The organism is Shewanella sp. WE21, from assembly GCF_002966515.1.
GTDB lineage: Bacteria > Pseudomonadota > Gammaproteobacteria > Enterobacterales > Shewanellaceae > Shewanella > Shewanella oncorhynchi.
In genome coordinates this window covers 4206893-4226716 of record NZ_CP023019.1, presented here as the reverse complement: position 1 = coordinate 4226716, position 19824 = coordinate 4206893, and the positions used below count along the sequence as shown (strand labels likewise).

The following is a 19824-nucleotide window of genomic DNA, read 5'->3' as shown; positions in this document are numbered from 1 at the left end:
TCTTCCTTATAATATTAATGATTGATTAATCAAGACCTCCTTTACGTTGAATTGATTTCAGGAAAATACACTTTATTTGCAAATCTTTATTCGAGGATAAACCCGATAACATCAGAGCTTTTATTGCTGAAATGTGCCTTTATCGGGTCTTTACACACGAACAGTTAGCACTTGTCATAAATTAATTGTATTCTAGCGGCAACCGTCTAGAACCACGGTGAACAACTCCTTGAGCTGCACCACCAGTCTTGGACACCGAGTTAAGTGAGTACAATCACTAACGAGATAAGCCATGACAAGTCAGAAGAAAACTATTCTCCATTTATCCTGAATTTAAAAAAGTCAAAGATCTCAGCAAAAAATAGACAATGCCGATTTAAAACTATATCGGTATTGAATCGTTTTGTTATGGAGTTCGAGAAATACATCGAGAAACAATTACATTAACAAGCATCTACACAGAATCTGTTACCCCCTCCAGATAGAATACAATATTACTTAAATGAATTAACGTAACTCTTTATTTTATCTTGATTCTTCATTGTTATACTTCCGGTCCATGTGAATTCTCTAAAAAGAGTCAATCCTGGATTTACTTTTAACAACTTATCGATTAACTCATTGTTTTCATTATACTTTAATTCATTGTTTTCTTTATTATTACCAAGCATTTGATGACAATATATTCCGCAAACTTTTACTTTTTCGGTACCATCATAACCTTCATAAGTCCTGATGTCTGGCTTTCCTACTACCAGTATTTCGTTATGTGTACCTGTAAAAGTATTATTGATAATATCACTGGGTGTTTCAATTTTGGCATATGTCCCACCTTCAACAGTGTAGCCGTGCATACCCTGGCCTTTGAAGTAACTTTCTGTAAGCGCATAGGTATTTTGGGGCTTCCCGGGTTCATTTCCTGCGTGATTTTGAAAACGCACATCGTGTCGGGAGGTTGAAATTATATTTTGAGGTTCTGCAGCAAGTATCAAACCTACATCAGCCCATTGTGATCTTGAGTATTCTCCCGTTTTAACAACAGAAGTACTGATAATATCCCATGAGGATAATAGCGTTTGAGCATTCTGGGTTAATAATGGTGATTCATTTTCAAAATCACGAACGGTATGCACTAAAAATTGTTTAGGGGCTATCTTGGCAGTGTTAATTGAAACACGGCCACTTTTATTAAAAGGATCTATATTTTTCTTACAACTATTTACAGTTTTAAGCGTTTCTTTTTTAAGTTTGTTCCATTGAGGTAAAGCCGATGTATGACTTTTATCACTCTTTGAGAAAATACTGGAGTTAATTGTTTTTCCAAAAATACGCATTATTATCACCATATTTAAAGTTTAAATAAAAAATAGCCAGGCATTCATTGTGTAAAGCTTAGCGCTCACTAAAGATTTAATCCAAAAAAACATTTCGTATATTTTATGCTTGGAAAAGTGCCGAATGTGTCTCCCAGTCTTATGATAAATGTATAAATGAACCTAAACCCAACAAAGCTGATTTATTTTCTACTCTTTCAACATGTAACGCTTAATGAATTTTTCTGAAATAAATTGCCTCCCCGCCCACCCCAAAAAAAGGCTGGATGCTGTTGTACAGTCTAGCGTTGGCTAAACTGATACTAAGAGTTACAATCACTTTGTTGTTAATATTATTAGCTAGCGGATGGTCAACAAATACTTTTAGTCAAAATAAGATTTTGACTAAATAGATTTCAAAAATGCATTTTGATACTGCCAATATAAATACATTGCTTACAAATAAAACCTATCAGATTAAATTTATAATAGTCACCGTTAATATAGCTGCTAACAGCGCTGAAAAAAAACACAACAAGATGAAAAAAAGATTTTTCATCTTGAATTCTGTTCGTACGTAAACCATTTTTTTCATGAAATAGGATAAAATTGAAAAATTATTGAAGTATATGCTATCACGATTCATAATGTTTTTCACCTCAAGTATTGACAACTCTTTGGTAATAAATAAATCCGTAGTATCTTCATCAAGGATCAACATATATCCCTCTTTAGAAACTGTTTTTATTTCACATGCCAAACTTTCAAATTGAACTAGTGATTTACGTAAATTTGAAATAGCCTTAGTTAAAGATGTTTCACTAACAAATACTCTACCCCAAACTATCTCTTGTATTTTTTCTTTACTTAGTACTCTATTAACATTGTCACACAGTAGTTTAAGGATTACTGCTTCACGTCCACCTAGACTTACTACATGCTCATCAGTACTAATCTCCCTTCTTAGTACATCGAAAACCATTTGATTTCCTAATAAATAATTTCTTGTCATGTTTTTCTCCCAAATTCATTAGTTAATGATAGAAAGTGACTCAAGACTATTGAGTGTTATACATTATGATATTTTTCCCAGAAAAAAGTAATACAAAAATCAAAAAATTTATGTCTTTACTAGAGAAAAAAAATGAGAACACAATAGCTCACTTATACTTAATATTATATAACAAAAAAAACACAGATAAACCATAATGTACAAAATGTTACCTACCGACTGGGAGTATACATTTAAAAAACTCAACACTGTATAATCTACTTCATACATAAAGTGCACGTTTAATAATGTTTTCCCATTGGGAATTTTAAGCTTGAAAAGCATCATTACTTGTTCATACCTATATAAATTACGCCTCCTGAATACCTTTATAATGAAGTTACGCCGTTCATTTTACATTACCATTTAGCTTAACCCTATTATAAATAGCAAAAAATCACAAATCACAAATCACAAATCACAAGAAATTAACGCCATATTAATTATAAATAAAAGATAGACAAAAAATTGATTATCAATTCTGGTTGATTAGTTAGATTTTTTCTAGAGATTACGGATACAACATAGCTCATTAGGCTGTAGCGGATTGCATAGAAGTAGTGCGAGCATTCTCGAAGAAAATGAGAGTATTAATTGAAATCCGATCTGACAGAAATCGCTTGCAATAGTTAACTGTCAAATCGGATTTTAGTGAATGTATTTAGCTATTTAATGACGTCAGTTTTAATTGCAGTTCATTAATTAAAGCTGCCTGTTTTTTGACTAATGCTTCCTGTCCCAGGAAACTAAAATCTGCAAATCCCGTTTTCATATGGGGTGCTAAAAATATCGAAATATCTGCTTTAAGACTTTCAGTACTGTGGATACTTGCAATAAATTGCTTTTCCAACTTCATGAGCGCATCTTTACCATTCTTTACAGCAAAATCTTCCATGAATGGCATTTCAGTGAGCACGTTAAGTGCCGCTTGGTGGTAATTTTTATCCAATAAATTCAACTTCTCTTCACCTGTCATCCGTTGATTGGCGATACGACGAGCGCCCTCTTGAATCGCCTCTCCTTTTTTCATCTCATTAGCACCTCGGGTATTATCCGATCGGAAAAGACGATTTTGACCCGAATTAAGTCGATTCATCGCTTCAGCTATGACACCTTTACGCTTAGTAACAAAAGGAAGATCAGACACTACATCGGCTTGTTTCCATAAGTCAGGAAAACGCTTCACTTCAGCCCAATAGCTTGAAATCGATTCAGTCTGGCCCTTCATTGCAGTCTCTAACGTGTCAATATCTTCATACATTCCATATTGTTCTAGTAGAATCCCCTCCCAATCAACTTCCATGGCACTGACGATATAGTCGCTAATTTGTTGGCAGAGTACCTCTCTGCTATTCGCATCCATACAAGGCGCAGTTTTAAGTAGTTCATCGGAGTAAATTTCATCTATAAGCTCTTCTTTAGCTGATGTAGGCAAAATATCAGCCGCTATTCTCTTTTTAAGCTTGCTTATATCGAACGTACTAATAGCTGCAAACAAGGCATCCTTACCTCCGGTTGATTGAGCAGAGCTTACCTTTGGCGCAGGAGTAAACGGCAAAATGGGCGCAGGTGGCGGTGGCGGTGGCGGTGGCGGTGGCGGCACATTATCCGACATATTTGATATTACAGGAAATGTCTTATCTAATCCCACAGTCTTTTCAGGCCTTTGAGTTAATAAGCAATCTTTACTATCTTGTACTTTTTTAAGTACTGGATGAAGTCTTATAGCTTCCAATAATGGTGATTGAGAATAAACCGCTGCCGATCCTCTTCTTTCATTATATGGTACCTTTTTTAATTCAACGCCATTTTGAATGTCGAGCTTTAATTGTTGGCTAAGATTCGTGTTTTGCTGATTTCCTTTAACATTAACCCGTACAACAGTAGAAGTCGCGACAGGCTCTACGGATTGAGCAAGTGTCTTCACCGAGCCAGCGCGTTTGTCACTCGGTTTATGCCTAATTGTATTAAATAGCGATGAGAAAATATTCTTTAGACTCGATAGACTTCTAACCCGCTTAACCTCAATTTTTTTCGCTGATGATTTACCTCCATCAGCGTTACTGGTGCTCGGATTGTTGATATTCGATGATTGTAGTTTGGTGCTTAATTTAGAAAATGGCATCTGGTACTCCTCAGCTCGTGTATCTACTAGTGTTAGTGCTTTGTGAATAACTTCGTGAATAAGTTAATGTTTATTTTTATTATGTCATACAGTACATGCAGTAAGCAGGGATGGCACGATACTTTGTTGGAAATATCCTGATAAAGATGGTTTTTTTTCGTTAACGATGCTTATCGTAAAAAATATTAATTCATAAATAATCATGAATCTTGGTTTTGAGATTTCACCAACTTTTATTTATTCATTATTAACCATTAATCATACCTATTTATTTAATTTAGAATTAACCTCATCAACATCATTAAATATTGAGATATAACTATGCCTATTCATGCTAATATACATTCTAATTTCAGCGACTATAAAAGCTACAACCAATTCGCTGCTATACCTAACAAGCTCAATATCGTTAAGCTTTCCCAATACAAAGCAAGTAAGCTAAAAGTTGCAAAAAATATCACTTTACTCACGGATGTTGCAACTGTGAGTAAATACTCCAATTTAGCTAAGTTCGAAGCAGCTGAACTAATACAAAAAAGTTATCGCTCTTATCAACAAAAAAAATCTAATGCAGAGATCAACAAAGTAGGAATTAAATCACTCACAAATGCTAAGGCGGGGCGTAGTTACTTTTATAATTCTGAAGGTGATTTTGTCGCCAGAACACCGACTAAATTTCAACTTGCAGGGGAAGGAAATTTCAAGCAGTTAGTACGTAAAGACAATCAATTTGTTCAGCTTCATATTTACAATGACATGCTTGATGTAGATAAGACTCAGTACAACCAGTTGATGATGAATGAACTTAAACATCACCCTTCAATTTGCCCCTCCATTTATGTTAACGATTCGACTATGATTGCCCGTAACGGGGGTATGGAAGTCGCAAAATTAATTGAAAAAGGGAACAAAATATCCTTAATTCACTTTAAATCACTCTTAACGGATTTGCACTCCTTACATCTTAAAAAAATATTTCTTCACGATATTAAACCTAACAATCTGACGTATAACGGCACAAATGTGCGGCATATTGATGTAGAAAATTTGGTGGCCCCTGATTATAACGATGGTGAAAATGGCATTGTCTGTACGGATGAATATACGACCATCCATTTGACTAATGCTATTTTAAACGGTGATACTCTCGCAGATCAAAACCACGATAACTATTCCACTTTACTCAGTATTATTGAAGCCACAAGTGGTAATTTTTTCAAAAATGCCCCAACAGAGAATCCAAAACGTACTTTTGGTCTCCAAGGTGATGACCTAATAAGAGCTCGAGGCTGGATACTTGATCATATAAAGCCTGAGTTTCAAGCTAGGGTAGAGGCATTACTTAAACTTCCCGGATGTAATCACGACTCAACTCCCTTGGTCGAAATGATCAACTGGAAATAAAGTGTCTTAAGCCTCTTGATTGAGAGCAAGCTTATCGTGAACTAAACCTGTTTATGTGTTATTCCTGCCGATATTATCTCAGGTTACGTTAGTTCATTGAGGCGGCAATTACATAGTCTAGTTGTATTAGGTTCAATAATTCAATACCGTATGGCGCAGCTCTAGGCGCCAACTTTACAACATATCACAAACGATTCTTGTCCGTTATGCACGTTTTCAACTAGGTGTAAAAATGTTGTTATGGCTCAGGATAACGGGCAACTGTGTATCATTCTTTAACAATATACTGTGGCCAGTATGGAATTTATGGTTTCGAAGTTGAATCAAATTTTATTGCGGAAAACTAAAGTGAAACATTATTTTTTCCCTAACAATAAATTAATAAAAATTGTAGTAGTCAACTAAATTTGGCCACAGCTTTAGAATCTTCCCAAAATCGTCGCTCTGATTCATTTGGGCTCAATCCTGCATTGTAATGATGTGGCCTGATTTCACAGTAATAACCAATGATGTAATCGGTCACATCTTGTTTAGCTTAGCTTAAACTCTTGTAGCCTTGTGTCGGGAGCCATTCCGTTTTTAAACTGCTGAAAAACCGTTCCATTGGCGCATTATCCCAGCAGTTACCGCGACGGCTCATGCTCTGGGTGATTTGATATTTCCACAGCCGCTGACGGTATTTCAGGCTGGTATAATGCCAGCCTTGATCTGAATGAAATATCAGGTTTTTAGGCTTCCCACGAGATTCAAAAGCCATATCTAAGGCCTTCACCGTTAACTCTGTATCCGGTGAAAATGACATCGCCCAACCAATCGATTTTCTCGAAAATAAGACCAGCACAACCGCTAAATAACACCAACGATTACCCGCCCAGATATACGTCACATCACCAAACGGTGTTAGGTTCGACAACTGCAAATTGTCGTTTGAGTGCATTAGGGATGGTCACATGCTCATTTTTAGCCTTCTTTTAGCGGTGTTTGGGTTGTTGGCAACTCACTAATCCAAGAATCCAAGCTTTTTCATTAACCGAGTTGCCCTATAACGACTTAACGCAAAGCCACGTTCAGAGGCGATGGTTGCGATACTTCTCGCACCAGCAAATTTTTTGCTTTCAGCGTGTATCGCTTTGATTTCACATTCTAAAAGCCGCGGCTCAGGTGTCACTACAAGTTCACGGCTCATCCAATAACGGTAGCTACTCCGGTTCATGTTAAATACATGGCATAACACTGAAATAGGGTATTTGTTGCTCTGATTGAGTTTCTCGATTATCGAGAAGTCTTCAGCGAGTCCGACATCAATAGAGCGGTAGCCTTTTTTAAGATTTCTTTCTCGAGATTAATCCGCTCAATTTCGCGTTTAAGTGCCCTGTTCTGGTGTCATTTGGTGAGGCTTTCGGAGCATGCCCTTGGCGCTCAACCTGAAGCTGTGTTACCCACTTACTGACCGTCGATTTATCCACGTTCATGGCTTTTGCCGCCGATTCTTGTGTGTAGCCTTGTTCAAAGGCTAATTGAGCGGTTTCAAGCTAATGGTTGCGCTATATCGAGCAGGTTTACTTTTATTCATGTTGTCACCTAAATGGGTTATGAGGGGATCATAACATTTCTTATAGGAGGCCACATTCAGTGTGCGACTAGATGTGCAGATATAGATGAACCTAAATGCACTATCCGACTATGCTTATATCCTTTTTTGTCTATTTGTTTGTATGCTTGAGAACCATCACTACAAATTGTGCTAACAGGTTCTATTACATCTTGAATGAATTGATGGATATGTTCTTTAGTTGCACTTTCTACTAGCCTTAAACGTATTCGTCCAAATCCAGAGGGTGATAGCAGCTCAACAGCCACTAAAACTACAGTTTACGCTTACCCTGTTGATTTTTAATAAATGATTTTGGAATGACACCACCTATTAATGTTTCGTCAACCTCTACGATGCCGGACAGTTTATCTCTTTCAGGATCAACCATGGCATATCTTAACTTGTGCATTAAAGACCAAGCAGTTTGATAACTCGCAAGACCTAATAGCCTTTGAACCCTAAGAGCGCTGACCCATTCTTTTGATTTGTAATAAACTAGACAGCTGCAAACCAACTTTTCATGGGGGTTCTTGTTTTGTCAAAAAGTGTACTTGATGTTACTGAACGTTGAGAACGGCAAGCATGACATTTTAACTTGCCATTACTTAACTGATAAGGTGATTGATGGCTCGAACAGCTTGGGCAAATGAATCCGTTTGGCCAACGAAGTGCGTAAAGGTAGCTAGTACAAGATTGTTCATCATGAAACCAATCAACAAATTCGTCCCAATTTGTAGGGAAATCGACGCCAGCTTTTAATAAATACGATGAAGTTTTCATTACTACATATTGACACTGGTGGCGCAAAATGGATGGCCCTTATATAAACACACTGAATCGAGTTCCATTTTAGTCTAAAAAACCAGCACACCTTCAATTCATTTAGTCTATTCACACACCACCAAACTGGCTGCGATAGCGATATGGACTGTTTTGAAGCATTAATGTGTAGTCAATTTTTGCGATATTATCTAATCACGCTACTCACCTGAAGGGGGCTTAGAAAACGATATCAATTTGTGAAATTACCTGATACAGAATGATGAAGAGCGTTGTAAATTAATACAAAAAGCCACTTTTTACAGTGGCTATACTAACTTAGAACTCTACGTTTTTATAAACATAGCGTTAGGAATAGATTTATTATGCAATATATTCCTTAATTAAGAGTTGCCGTCACCTAAGTAACTCTTCTCTACACGACCGGATATGTTAGAGTTAGAGTTAGAGATTAAGTTGGAGTATACTTTCAAGCTAGCCGATTTAGAAATACTATCGTTCATGCTGTTATAAGCCTTTTCCATGTTTTTGAATCTTTTTGACGCCTTTATCTTATCAGAGTGCTTTTCGTCTAATTGTGTTATTCCTTTTTCCACTTTTGCATATTTAGCTTGAACTTTTTCAATTGCATCTCCTAAAACAAAAGATTTAACTTTAGCTCTTGAACCACCGCTTAGGCTTTGCGTTATGTTTGTGACGTCTAAGTTAAGTTTTTGAATATCTTTTTTTATTGGATTGGTTTTATCATGATGTGAGCATTTAGTAATACCTAAAAAATTCATTATATTCATTTAATTTTATCCTAGTTGGTTGTATGGATTAGTTCCAATGTGTACATGTGAAGCGATATAACGGTTTTATCATTAATATAATCCCAAAAAACGAGCACTTTACAGAGTGTTAATATGCGAAATAATATGAAAATCTATTAATACGCTGTGTTATTGACTATATTGATGAACTTTTATGGCAAAATAAAGATATTTTTATCAATTTTATCAAATAGTTAGCTCCTCTGTCAGCGAATAATCAAATACTGAACCGTACCTGCTCGTTTAAACATCTTGATAACTTAGTAAGGCGTTGTTGATTAGATCATTCTGTTGGAAGCAATAACCGCTAGGTGTCTGGCGATTAGACAACACTGGATGCCAAGGTTTATTTTGCACACCTTTATCGTTTTCGTGAAACGGGGGCGAATGAAAATACCAATAGATTACTCCGGCAGTATGTCAAAAATACTATTATTTTGAGGCTAGTGAATGATGAATTAATCGATTTTTCTCAGAATATTATTAACTATCGGCCAAATAAGTATTTAAAGCTTAAGCAGCTAACGATGGTTTTTCACCAATTAGCGGCTTAATTGTCGAGTGTCGCACTATAGAGTTAAATTCTAGCATAACCCTCTAATTTTTTTAAAAGTCAGATGATAAACGTCATAATTTCATAAACCTCCTGAAACCTTGTGTAACAATTACTTCAAGGTAGCTATGGACTTTTAGCTGGAATAACCCTAAATATGCTTTTTTTAACCATGCCATATATTTAGCCTTTCGATGCTATTTGATACCGCATGCTTTTCATCTATATCTTTTAAAATAGCTAACTGGTTTGCTTCTTCTATAGTAGATTCCGTTAAATCTCCTTTGTTATTTAGTATTTGCCAAGCAGTCACTAGAGTCCCAGTTCTTCCTGCACCATAACCACAGTACACATAAGTATTCTTCCCTTTCATGGCGATAACTGATTGTAGTAATTTAGATTTGTCTGGAGATGAAAAGTCATCAGTTTTTATATGAATATAATTTATGCCGGACTTTGTTAATGAGTTTTTTTCTGATTGACTGAGCTCAACAGAATTAAGGCTAATGACTTGATTAAAACCTTCGTTTTTTAAAAAAATAATCGCGTGGTTAGACATTCTTTGAGAGCTATCATCATTGGTATAATGAGGAGCAGAACCTCTAGCTAATACCCCTAGCTCGACAGATGCAAAGTTTTTAAAAATAGTCTGACCATCTATAATAACATCCCCCTTAAACCCTTTTATACTTGTCACTGTTGGTAGACTCAATAATCCAGGTTGCTTAGACTTTATCGTCTCTAGAGTTGATGGTAACTCTCTCATCCATGTAGCTACTGCTCTCCCTTTTGACTTAGAGAGTACCCCAACCTTATCTACCGGAGTAAGATGCGCTATATGGTTATCGTTATCAGGGTATGGCTAAGCACGTTAATCTCTTTTAATAGAAGAGTTGTCAATTTTACTCTAGCTTGAGTTTCTTTAATATTTTTTACGATATCAAGACTCGATTTTAGAGCATTGAACTTTTCATGTTGATCGGTCAGATTAGATATTTTTTTCGCCATTTTACTAATGGTTTTATCAGATACCGTCTTATTATTTAACTTGAGAGAAACAGCTTCATTAATCGTGTGGTGATGCGCTATTCTATTGAAAATACTCATTTAGTTATCATCCATTTCCTTCCATTGCAACAAAGAAATTAATCTTCACTCTCCCCTTTCCAAGAAGAATGATTAAAAAATGTATCACATCCAAAGCTTCGTCGTCACAAGACTATTTATGATATTTCCTGACAGTAACTTATCATGGAAGACCTATAGGCGTAGGTTATGACACTGGTGTATTGGGTTAGCAACGCAACACCTTGGATGGCAGCGATATTTTCAAGCCAATACAGTGAAAAAGTGTGCGGTTCTATCAATTGTTAAACTTGGAAAGGAAGTCCGTAAAAAAGACAAATATCAGGTAAAGGAGGCTTTGTTTCCTAAATCGAGTCAGCGAACAAAACTCTCATCATTGTTCAAATATCAAGCTACATAGTGGGTTTCAGGCATACCTAGCCCAGCAAGCTTGTTCAAAGCCCTAATCATCGCGTAAGTTTCTCCCACCTGAGCGTTATAATTCCGCATGCTCAACGTGCCTCCTAGCAGTTGTTTTATCCTGTACATGGCAGTTTCTGAGATTGAACGGCGATGATAACCATACCGTTTTTTCCACTGCTTATTTGAGCCATGAAGCTGTTGCCAACTGACGGCTAAGTTTCGTGGATGCCCTTGTTCGCATAGCGCAGAGCACTAAAGCGCGTTTTCGACGAACACCCGAGAAATTTCGGATTTTTCGATAGGTTTACTTAAGTAAATTGGGCATCACTTCAGCGTCTGTGACATCTGATAAACTGAGTTCTGCGGCAATAATTTCATGGCTATGTGTATCTACGGCAATCTGCAGTTTACGCCACACTCGGCGCTTTACATCTGTGCCATGTTTCTTCACTTTCCACTCACCTTCGCCATAGACCTTCAAGCCTGTCGAGTCGATAGCTAAGTGCTCAATGGCGCCGCGAGTCTTGGTTTTAAAAGCAATATTGACCGTTTTCGCGCGTTTACTGATGCAGGTGTAATGCGGGCAAGATAATGGGATGCCACCCAGTTTAAACACCGAATTGATAAAGCCCTGTAAGGCTCTCTGTGGCATAGAGAAAATACGCTTAACCATCAACGCAGTGGTAATGGCTAAGTCGCTAAACACACGAGGACGACCTTTCTTGGGCTGCTCGACCTTGGCTTTCCACTTAGCAATTGCATCCTCATCAATCCAGAAGGTAAGCGAACCGCGATTGATTAAGGCTTGGTTGTATTGCTTCCAGTGGGTTGTTTTATAATATTACAACTTGGAGCTGCTTCATTCTGCTAATGATGATCTGTCACCTGTAGAGTTTGAAAACTCTCAACTTAAAGTGTCCAATTTGGGTTGACCAGTACAGTGGCGTCTGGCCTTCTGGTTAAGCACCACGGAAACGATTAGATCAACAAGGCAGATTCACTGCGAAGCCCGTTTGAACAGGGCAATAATGCAAACATTTCTTGAACAAAATTAGAAGATTTAACGAGCTGCAGGAGTTCGTTAAATCTTCATCGCTAGGATGTTTCCTTGTTCTTTGTGGCAGGTCAAACGTAGAGTTCAAAAAGTAAGTACTCATGCGGTTACCCTGCCTCCCTGCTGACTAGCAATACCATAAGTGAAGCGCTGATGTAGCTTACGCTTCCACTCTTTCATGGAGATTAAGTGATTTTTTAATTTTAGTTCCCAAGCTTAACCCTGAATTGGCTGTTTGTACGAAAGGTAAATCAGTCGTATAACTCATAAGTTCTTCCCTCCATGGGAGTGTTTGTTTCTCGAGATACTCATTAAAATACACTTTTGCGATATTGAATTTATCTATACTAGTAGGGTCCGCGCTATAATTACTCATTGCTTGATTAAAGTCATGAAGTAAAGATTCAGCCTTGGCTTTATTAGGTTCGTCAGGTGCTCTTGCGATCAACTCACGTAAAAAGTGCTGTGCTTCCTTATGGATTTTATGTGTTTGTTCTCCAAGGTGGCGGAACATTTTTTTATACTCAATTTCATTTTTACGTTCAAATTCCTGCCACTCATTATTGGCTGGATTTTGCTCTGAATTCTCAAAGAAGCGGTTGTAACGTACCATACTATAAGTGAGATCTTCTATACCTATTTTCTCACTGGACATTGTGGATTTACTGTAATTAACACCGATATTTCCTCCAACACTTACCCCAGGTGTAACCATTGCAGAAGCACCTAATTTCCCACCCGCCGAAACAGAATTTATATGACGAATAAACTGCCATCGATAACCTGTATCTCCTTTAAAATCAGAATCTTTAGCATAGTTAGGTTTAAAGAAGCGAATCAATACAGACCCAGACTTTTCGCCACTTAGATCTGGGGAGAAATCAAATTCCTGCGGTAATGTTATTCCCTCCTTTTCCGCCGCTTCGTTAATTTTTGCTGTAATGCTGACCTTATCAAGAGCTCCTTGTAAGGAGCCTGAGATAGTCCATGTTAGAGTAAGATCAACATAACTGCCTGCGCGAACTCTGCTAGGATGAATACGTTCGCGTTTTAATATATCTAACTGAGCTGAAAAGGGACCGGTCGATATATGGATCGCTGTTTTACTGTCAGTGACCTTTAAATAAGTTTGCTGCATAAATGTCGCTATTTTATCTAAACGTGTCTTGGAATACTCTATGGGTGGGGACTTAATTTTTATTGCAACATTCTCTATTAAGTCCATTTTACATGCTTGTTGTTCACTCGTTAATACCTTTGCCCCAGGAACTACTGTCATTGCTTTATGCGCTAAATAAGCATGAGAGGCATTGGCAAATTGTAAAAACTGATGGCGTCCAATGGCTCCCCAGCGATCTTCAATGGTGTGCTTGGCTATTCTATGTAGCTTAAGTTCGTCTTGAGCTGGATTTTTTCCAGATTTTACATCATCATATTGTTGTACTATTTTATAATAACTATCAATATCTTGTGATAAAAGCTTCAAACATTTAGTGGCGCCGTTTGAGTTTGAAGAATAATCTGCGATTTCCTTTGCATGCCGAATCAGATTCGCTGGTAATTCTACCAATTTATCTGCATTGTTTTTAATGACATTAAAAAACTGGCTTGGCACAAATCCATAAATATTAGTCACTGATTCTTGATAACTTACCGCGGCCCCCGCGGCTAATTTCAATCCTACTTCCCCAACATTTACCGTTGCCCCTGCATTAGCTTCTAATTTAACCTCTCCGGCCCAGGTATTATAATGTCCAAATGCTGGCTTACTTCGATCAGGAGCAGTGGCGGTAACTGTGGTTTTTATATCTAACACCGTCTCAAGTAAATGATTTAGGCGATGTTGACTATTTGCAGCTTGTTGGCACTCGTGTTTTAACTTTTTCAATTCTGAACCTAACTTAAAAGGAAGGTGGCTTTTAATAAAATGTGTTACCTTATTTTTTTTCGAACTATTCACATACTCACTGCGATTAGCCCAATTGAGCTTATGCCCTTTTTTATCAACGTATTGTTGGACATTATCATATGCTTTAAATTTAACCTTAGTGTGGTTAAATTGAGCATTAGCACCCAATTTGGCACCTATTTGGTCAGTGAGCTTTACTTGCGCCCCAGCGTCAACACTGACTTTACAATTAGTTATTGAATTTACAAAAAAACTCGTCTCATCATCAGCCGATAAACTCCTTGCTTGTTGAACCCCAACAGATAAGCCTGCGTAAGGCCCTACAGAGCCCGGCCCGCAGAAACAGGAAGCATACTTATCCCTGTGCTTATGCCAACTGAAATGCTATGGTTTTCCGATGCTCCGGGACTAGCCAAAGGGGCTAATTGTTGTTTTTTTTCTTCGTTTAGTTCTTGATTCTTTTGCATTATCCAGCCACTTTTCATGTTTTGACCGAGTAAGCTGAAAATGTCTTTTATGTTACCTTTAGGTAAAGTCTTTGCCAATTTCTCAAATTGATAAGACAGCTTTGCAGTGTCATCTATAGATAGAATACCTGTCTGTTGTGAGGATTGATTTATGGTGCTTAATATTGATGAGAGTAGACCGATCCTCTTTGGATCCAAAAGGTTAGAGCCAGTTATGCGATCATGTAATTTATCAACAATGCTAGAGAGCCTTTCGGTAATGACTCTGCCATCTGAGTGTAAACTACTATTGGATGTTAATGAGGTTATTATCTGAGTTCGGGACTCGCCTAAAAGCTGATTACCCATCTCACTTTGCTCTCGTATTGAACGACAAGACGGCATCGATGGAAGCGAAGTTACCCTTAAGATTTCCAGTGTACTGGGTGGTAATGCATCATTAGCTCTTGTGGGGCCGGCTTCTTGCAAATTATATGTTCTTATTATTGGCATAATAATTCTCTCTATTAGATATTAAAACTTGCATAGAAGTAAAACTATGTAAGTTTAGGTGCTGTTCATCAGGTGATGAATATAGACCTCTTAATTTATTGACCATACTGTCTCAAAATTAAGTGTCCGATTGGATTAGACCAGAACAAGGAACCGCTCGATAACCTTGTGGATAATGTCGCACCGAGCCCTTGAGTATCATGCCGGGGATGCTGCTGGTAATGTCTAAATATCATCAAAATATGAATATACTTCACCAGCATTGCGACAGAACCCTTGCTATGTACATTTACCCTATATCGTCGGATGAAAAAGGGGCTAGTCAAATTTTGTGATTAAAAGTGAATCCACTTAGCGCCTAAAAAAACAGAAATGACAGTGTTAATAATGACATTATCAATTTTAAAAACAGATTGCTGGGTCAAATATGGCCCAGCATGCAATTTAAAAAACGAAACGCTGATAATAAAAATCCGAAACGCTGATAAACAGGTATATGCGATGGTGGTGTGATTTTTGCTTTAACTTTGCTATTACGTAGGGTTAATTCCTCATTTCTCCAGCACCACCAGAACAGGAAGCCTCGCTGTATGCCGATGCGTTTAGCCTATATGGATTAATTAATACAGCATGATGCGGTATTAATAGAATCTGATTTAGCCAATTTGAGTGAGCGTGATTGGCAGTCCATTACGCCTGCATCTGAGTAGTCACCTTGGAAGCGCGTCGCTGGGTTGCTTTGAGTCGAAGGCAGTGCATAATTTTACGAACGAGATAGCGACCAACTTAGTAGCCTTCATTGCGCAATGTCTTCACCATTTCACGACTCTCTAAGCTGCCTCGACTTTGCTTAAATAGCGGTCGAACAAGGCGATAAAGCTTCAGTTTTTCAAGGCTTATCACGTTTGCAGGGCGCTTATGCCAATCGTAATAGCCTGATTTACTTACACTCATTACTCGACATTACAGTGCTATGGGAAACAGGTGAGATTGCAGTTTGATGAAACGAAATCTTACTTCATTTCTCTCGCAAAGAAGGCGCTTGCCTCAGCGTGCCCCTTGGGTATTTTTAATATTTATTTCTCCATGCGTAATTCTTTGTTTTCTATACGCAATCGCTTTAGCTCATCACGCTCAGACTCTTCTAAGATGATACCTTGTTGCAGGGCTTGGTGTTTTTCATTCCAGTTGTAAAGCAGGCTCGTGCTAACTCCAAGAGACTTTGCCGAATCGGCAACGCTATAACTTTGATCCAGCACCATCAAGACGGCTTTATCTTTAAATGCCTGCGGATAACTTTTATGTGATTTTTTCAGACTCATATAGACCTTTTAATTCATTGACCATACTGTCTCAAAATTAGGTGTCCGAAGGGATTAGACCAGAATAGTTTGCGACAGAACCCATTTCCTGGCCATGCCGGAACGAGGATATTCAAGGGTGTTCTCCAGACAGCCTGCGAGTTAAAAACGTTTCCAGCTCATGAATACATGTTTTGACGATGGCAGGAACATGGTTTGCAAAAGGGGTCAGGGTATAAACAGTATTGAGCGGCAAGCAGTGATCTGGCATCAAATTCGTCAAAGGGGGGTGCATTTCAGCCAAATAAAAATCAGGGATAATCCCTATACCAGCGCCGGAGCGGATCAAAGATAAGCAACTCTGAAACGAATTCGCCATGCAGTTGGTCTCCTTGGTATAAAGGAGTGTCTCTCCCTCAAGGTTGCTAAAATGATGAACAATTTGTTCTGATTGCCAAATATTGGCAATATATGGCAGCTCATTGATGTTAATGGGTTTCTTTGTCAGGCCACAGAGCACATCTCTAAACTCACCAATACGCTTTTGCTTAAGATTACTATCATGAGAAGCACCAACCCGGATGGCGATATCAATATCGTGCGCCATTAAATCCAGATGTTGATCATCACAAATTAATTTAGGTTTCAGTTTAGGATATTTCTTCATCAATGCTGCAATAACCGGAATGACTAAACTTTCCATTAGTGCATTTGGTGCTGTTATCCGAAAGCGCCCTTGGGGCTCAAGTTGATAATCGGTAATCATATCCCAAGCTGAATCAGCAATGGTATTCAACTCTTTGCATTTCAGATAAAAGCGTTCCCCAACATCTGTTAATATTTGTCGTCTGGTAGTCCTTTTCATCAGGGTCATCCCCAGCTCTTTTTCCAATATTTTTAAATGCTGGCTTACCACTGACTTTGAAATATTGAGTTTATCGGCTGCGGCAGATACGGAGCCTGCGTCGACAATATGAGCGAAAATGGACATCTGTCTTAATCTATTCATGATGATTGTTCTATTTAAGTAAACAGTGCTTTCTATTATTGCTGTTTTTCAACGCTATCGGTAGGTGTAACCTTAAAATGAATATACAGACGAGCATAAAACAATTCGTTGCTCGTAAATTATACAAAGATGGCTCGGTTTCGTTGATATTTGCTGTTTGATGAAACTAAGTATGTTTTGCGCAGCGCTGGCTTGGCAACGTTAATCTTCATGATCATCGGTCATGGCTGGACGTTGGCAGCAGGCCAAACAAGTTACAGTGACTTATAGGTATAAAACGATGGTAGACAACTCGGTATTGGCGGCTTGCAAACAAGCCATTGAAGCTTGGCAAATCGCATTCAACCAGCAAGATGCCAAAGGTTGTGCAAAGCAATACGGTGCAACGACAGTCATGCATGCTCGCCCCTTTGGTACCTTTGAAGGTCAAGGCGCTATTGAGGCTTTTTGGCAAGGGATTATTGATCAAGGATTTAAAGATGTTGTTTATACCAATGTTCATTGGGAGCCGATAGGTGAGAATGGATACGTTCTGACCGCCACCTGGCAAATGAATAAAGCATTTGGCATTATACATAAAGAGCATTGGGTGATGGAAGAGGATGGCAAGGCGCGATTAGCCAGCGATGATTTTGAGGTGTTGGGCGAACTCTAAATCATATTTTTCTAGAACAGTGGGTAATGTTCTGGGCTAATCCCATCGGACACTTAATTTTGAGACAGTATGGTCAATAAATTAAGAGGTCTATGTTACTATAGTCCTAAATTAACATTTATAGCTACTGTTGCAGTAATAATTTATGCGCTTGTAAGGTGGGCTTTCTATAGACCATTTAGGCAGAATGCAGAAGAAAACATTACATCTTCAGCTAAAGAAAATACATTTTTCTTAGAAGGAATACGTCATATTCAAGCTATTCGTTTACAAGGCCATGAGGATAAGCGTAAAAATGAATGGTTATCTTTATACTCTGACGTTATTAACTTAGGGATTAAAGGTTCATTATGGTCTTTAGGATTTTCATCCATTAATACAATTATCTTTGCTATTGAAAACATGCTTGTTATTTATTTTTCCGCAAACCTTGTAATGGATGGGCTTTTTTCTATAGGTATGATGATGGCCTTTATGTCTTATAAAGGGCAATTTTCCACTAGAGTTAATAGCCTCATCGATAGTTTTGTTTCATTTAAAATGCTAGACATTCACTTGTCTAGGCTATCCGATATAGCCTTAGAACCAGAAGAAGAAAATCGAAATGATTTAGGCTTATCAGGAAAAATCATTGGCCGCATTCAACTTGAAAACATTAGTTTTAGATATGGATTAAAACCTAATTTTTTGTTTGAGAACGTTAATCTTACACTAGAGTTTGGCGACAACATCGCAATAACGGGTTTATCCGGCTGCGGCAAAACAACACTACTAAAGATAATATTAGGATTGCTAGAACCTACCACTGGAAGAGTTCTTTTCGATGGCATTGATATAAGAAAGATAGGTCTTGTCCGGTATAGGAAATTAATTGGCAGCGTAATGCAGAACGATTCATTACTATCAGGAACTTTAACCGAAAACATCTCATTTTTCGATGAAATTTATAATCAATCAAAAGTTGAGTATTCATGTAGATTAGCATCAATAAATGATGATATAGAAAATTTGCCTATGGGATATCAAACTTTAATTGGTGATATGGGGATTCAATTGTCGGGTGGACAAGTACAAAGGATTTTACTAGCAAGGGCCTTATACTTACAACCAAGAATATTAGTATTGGATGAAGCAACCAGTAATTTAGATATTAATAATGAACAACGAGTTAACTCAGGTATTAATAGCCTTCCAGTGACAAGGATTCTTGTTACTCATAGGGAGTCAACTCTTAGTTATATTGATAAGGTTTATAATTTAACAAGCCAAGGGCTTGAGCATGTTTCGTTAAAAGTTACATAATATTTATCATTCTGAATGAACTTTTGCTTTTCTACGAATAATACAGGCTATACACACGCATTAATTTTTAAAAACAACAATAACTATTTGACTTAATCATTAATTTGGCAATTAAATTAGATTAAATCACTTGAGTTATAGGGTAACCGCATGAACGTTTTTCGCTCAATGCAAGATTGTATTTAAAGCAGCAACGGTTCAATATTTAGCCGTATCGAGATTCGTAGTTGAAGAACGAGTTGCTCCAATTGCTTAGAAAGTTGCACATACGTGCGGTCGCCCTGACTTGAGTTATATGTTGCGCAACTCATTGTATTTAATACATACAGTACGCATTTTACATACTAAAATAATCTCACAGCTCCGTGTTGATTTACTATTACTAGCAATAAGGGAAATTCAATACTCTACGCGGCCGTTCTTCACTGGTTAAATACAGTCTTTCACCATCTGGACTAAACAGACGCATTTCAGGGGCAATATCGAGGTTTTGCATGGGTTTGAATCAGTTCTCT

12 protein-coding genes and 6 pseudogenes are annotated in these 19824 nt (G+C 37.7%); 5 read left to right on the top strand and 13 right to left on the bottom strand.

The window, feature by feature from the left end; genetic code table 11:
• Nucleotides 1-494: 494 nt before the first annotated feature.
• The 3 genes from CKQ84_RS18870 to CKQ84_RS18860 all read right to left on the bottom strand — a co-directional run bounded on the left by CKQ84_RS18870 (nt 495) and on the right by CKQ84_RS18860 (nt 4489).
• On the bottom strand, nt 495-1334 hold the full coding sequence (locus CKQ84_RS18870) for a hypothetical protein (RefSeq protein WP_105252368.1): 840 nt from the start codon (nt 1332-1334) through the stop codon (nt 495-497).
• 451 nt (nt 1335-1785) lie between these two features.
• The gene (locus CKQ84_RS18865; protein ID WP_105252367.1) at nt 1786-2325 is read right to left on the bottom strand and encodes a winged helix-turn-helix domain-containing protein; all 540 of its coding nucleotides are present in this window, start codon (nt 2323-2325) and stop codon (nt 1786-1788) included.
• Nucleotides 2326-3025: 700 nt separating this feature from the next.
• On the bottom strand, nt 3026-4489 hold the full coding sequence (locus tag CKQ84_RS18860; RefSeq protein ID WP_105252366.1) for an actin-binding protein: 1464 nt from the start codon (nt 4487-4489) through the stop codon (nt 3026-3028).
• Between the two features lie 321 nt (nt 4490-4810).
• Between CKQ84_RS18860 and CKQ84_RS18855 the strand changes: the two genes are divergently transcribed.
• Entirely contained in the window at nt 4811-5893 is a 1083-nt protein-coding gene (locus CKQ84_RS18855; RefSeq protein WP_105252365.1) for a hypothetical protein, read from the top strand.
• 397 nt (nt 5894-6290) lie between these two features.
• Here CKQ84_RS18855 and CKQ84_RS18850 read toward each other — a convergent pair.
• From CKQ84_RS18850 to CKQ84_RS18840, 3 genes and pseudogenes are all read right to left on the bottom strand, one after another.
• Nucleotides 6291-7466, bottom strand: a pseudogene (locus CKQ84_RS18850) (IS3 family transposase).
• A gap of 71 nt (nt 7467-7537) precedes the next feature.
• Nucleotides 7538-8267, bottom strand: a pseudogene (locus tag CKQ84_RS18845) (IS1595 family transposase); the annotation flags it as partial.
• A gap of 383 nt (nt 8268-8650) precedes the next feature.
• Nucleotides 8651-9058, bottom strand: a complete 408-nt coding sequence (locus CKQ84_RS18840; RefSeq protein WP_105252364.1) for a hypothetical protein — start codon at nt 9056-9058, stop codon at nt 8651-8653.
• Nucleotides 9059-9411: 353 nt separating this feature from the next.
• Here CKQ84_RS18840 and CKQ84_RS24065 point away from each other — a divergent pair.
• Nucleotides 9412-9633, top strand: a pseudogene (locus CKQ84_RS24065) (IS30 family transposase); the annotation flags it as partial.
• A gap of 165 nt (nt 9634-9798) precedes the next feature.
• Here CKQ84_RS24065 and CKQ84_RS18835 read toward each other — a convergent pair.
• Complete coding sequence (locus CKQ84_RS18835) at nt 9799-10398, bottom strand: dual specificity protein phosphatase family protein (RefSeq protein ID WP_105252363.1); 600 nt, start codon at nt 10396-10398, stop codon at nt 9799-9801.
• Between the two features lie 68 nt (nt 10399-10466).
• On the bottom strand, nt 10467-10739 hold the full coding sequence (locus CKQ84_RS18830) for a hypothetical protein (protein WP_105252362.1): 273 nt from the start codon (nt 10737-10739) through the stop codon (nt 10467-10469).
• 175 nt (nt 10740-10914) lie between these two features.
• Between CKQ84_RS18830 and CKQ84_RS18825 the strand changes: the two are divergent.
• Nucleotides 10915-11118, top strand: a pseudogene (locus CKQ84_RS18825) (hypothetical protein); the annotation flags it as partial.
• On the opposite strand, the pseudogene CKQ84_RS18820 reads toward CKQ84_RS18825, so the two are convergent.
• The 5 genes and pseudogenes from CKQ84_RS18820 to CKQ84_RS18800 form a co-directional block, all read right to left on the bottom strand.
• Nucleotides 11106-11919: pseudogene (locus CKQ84_RS18820) on the bottom strand (IS5 family transposase). The pseudogenes CKQ84_RS18825 and CKQ84_RS18820 sit on opposite strands and share 13 nt — an antisense overlap.
• 415 nt (nt 11920-12334) lie before the next feature.
• Complete coding sequence (locus CKQ84_RS18815; RefSeq protein WP_105252361.1) at nt 12335-14251, bottom strand: hypothetical protein; 1917 nt, start codon at nt 14249-14251, stop codon at nt 12335-12337.
• 152 nt (nt 14252-14403) lie between these two features.
• The gene (locus CKQ84_RS18810) at nt 14404-15042 is read right to left on the bottom strand and encodes a hypothetical protein (RefSeq protein ID WP_105252360.1); all 639 of its coding nucleotides are present in this window, start codon (nt 15040-15042) and stop codon (nt 14404-14406) included.
• A 696-nt stretch (nt 15043-15738) separates the two neighbouring features.
• Nucleotides 15739-16364: pseudogene (locus CKQ84_RS18805) on the bottom strand (transposase); the annotation flags it as partial.
• 112 nt (nt 16365-16476) lie between these two features.
• Complete coding sequence (locus tag CKQ84_RS18800) at nt 16477-17352, bottom strand: LysR family transcriptional regulator (RefSeq protein WP_105252359.1); 876 nt, start codon at nt 17350-17352, stop codon at nt 16477-16479.
• A 280-nt stretch (nt 17353-17632) separates the two neighbouring features.
• On the opposite strand from CKQ84_RS18800, the gene CKQ84_RS18795 reads away from it, so the two are divergent.
• Together CKQ84_RS18795 and CKQ84_RS18790 are read left to right on the top strand one after the other, a co-directional pair.
• Nucleotides 17633-18007, top strand: coding sequence for a nuclear transport factor 2 family protein (locus CKQ84_RS18795; protein WP_105253114.1), 375 nt, complete (start codon nt 17633-17635; stop codon nt 18005-18007).
• 69 nt (nt 18008-18076) lie between these two features.
• Nucleotides 18077-19309 carry a peptidase domain-containing ABC transporter gene (locus tag CKQ84_RS18790; RefSeq protein WP_254053127.1) on the top strand — a complete coding sequence of 411 codons (1233 nt, stop codon included), beginning with the start codon at nt 18077-18079 and terminating at the stop codon, nt 19307-19309.
• Nucleotides 19310-19824 lie beyond the last annotated feature (515 nt).

What these genes read in the sequence shown, in the direction of transcription:
- CKQ84_RS18870 (WP_105252368.1), bottom strand. Translation starts at nt 1,334, where the DNA reads ATGCGTATTTTTGGAAAAACAATTAACTCCAGTATTTTCTCAAAGAGT.
- CKQ84_RS18865 (WP_105252367.1), bottom strand. Translation starts at nt 2,325, where the DNA reads ATGACAAGAAATTATTTATTAGGAAATCAAATGGTTTTCGATGTACTA.
- CKQ84_RS18860 (WP_105252366.1), bottom strand. Translation starts at nt 4,489, where the DNA reads ATGCCATTTTCTAAATTAAGCACCAAACTACAATCATCGAATATCAAC.
- CKQ84_RS18855 (WP_105252365.1), top strand. Translation starts at nt 4,811, where the DNA reads ATGCCTATTCATGCTAATATACATTCTAATTTCAGCGACTATAAAAGC.
- CKQ84_RS18840 (WP_105252364.1), bottom strand. Translation starts at nt 9,058, where the DNA reads ATGAATATAATGAATTTTTTAGGTATTACTAAATGCTCACATCATGAT.
- CKQ84_RS18835 (WP_105252363.1), bottom strand. Translation starts at nt 10,398, where the DNA reads ATGAGAGAGTTACCATCAACTCTAGAGACGATAAAGTCTAAGCAACCT.
- CKQ84_RS18830 (WP_105252362.1), bottom strand. Translation starts at nt 10,739, where the DNA reads ATGAGTATTTTCAATAGAATAGCGCATCACCACACGATTAATGAAGCT.
- CKQ84_RS18810 (WP_105252360.1), bottom strand. Translation starts at nt 15,042, where the DNA reads ATGCCAATAATAAGAACATATAATTTGCAAGAAGCCGGCCCCACAAGA.
- CKQ84_RS18800 (WP_105252359.1), bottom strand. Translation starts at nt 17,352, where the DNA reads ATGAATAGATTAAGACAGATGTCCATTTTCGCTCATATTGTCGACGCA.
- CKQ84_RS18795 (WP_105253114.1), top strand. Translation starts at nt 17,633, where the DNA reads ATGGTAGACAACTCGGTATTGGCGGCTTGCAAACAAGCCATTGAAGCT.
- CKQ84_RS18790 (WP_254053127.1), top strand. Translation starts at nt 18,077, where the DNA reads ATGGTCAATAAATTAAGAGGTCTATGTTACTATAGTCCTAAATTAACA.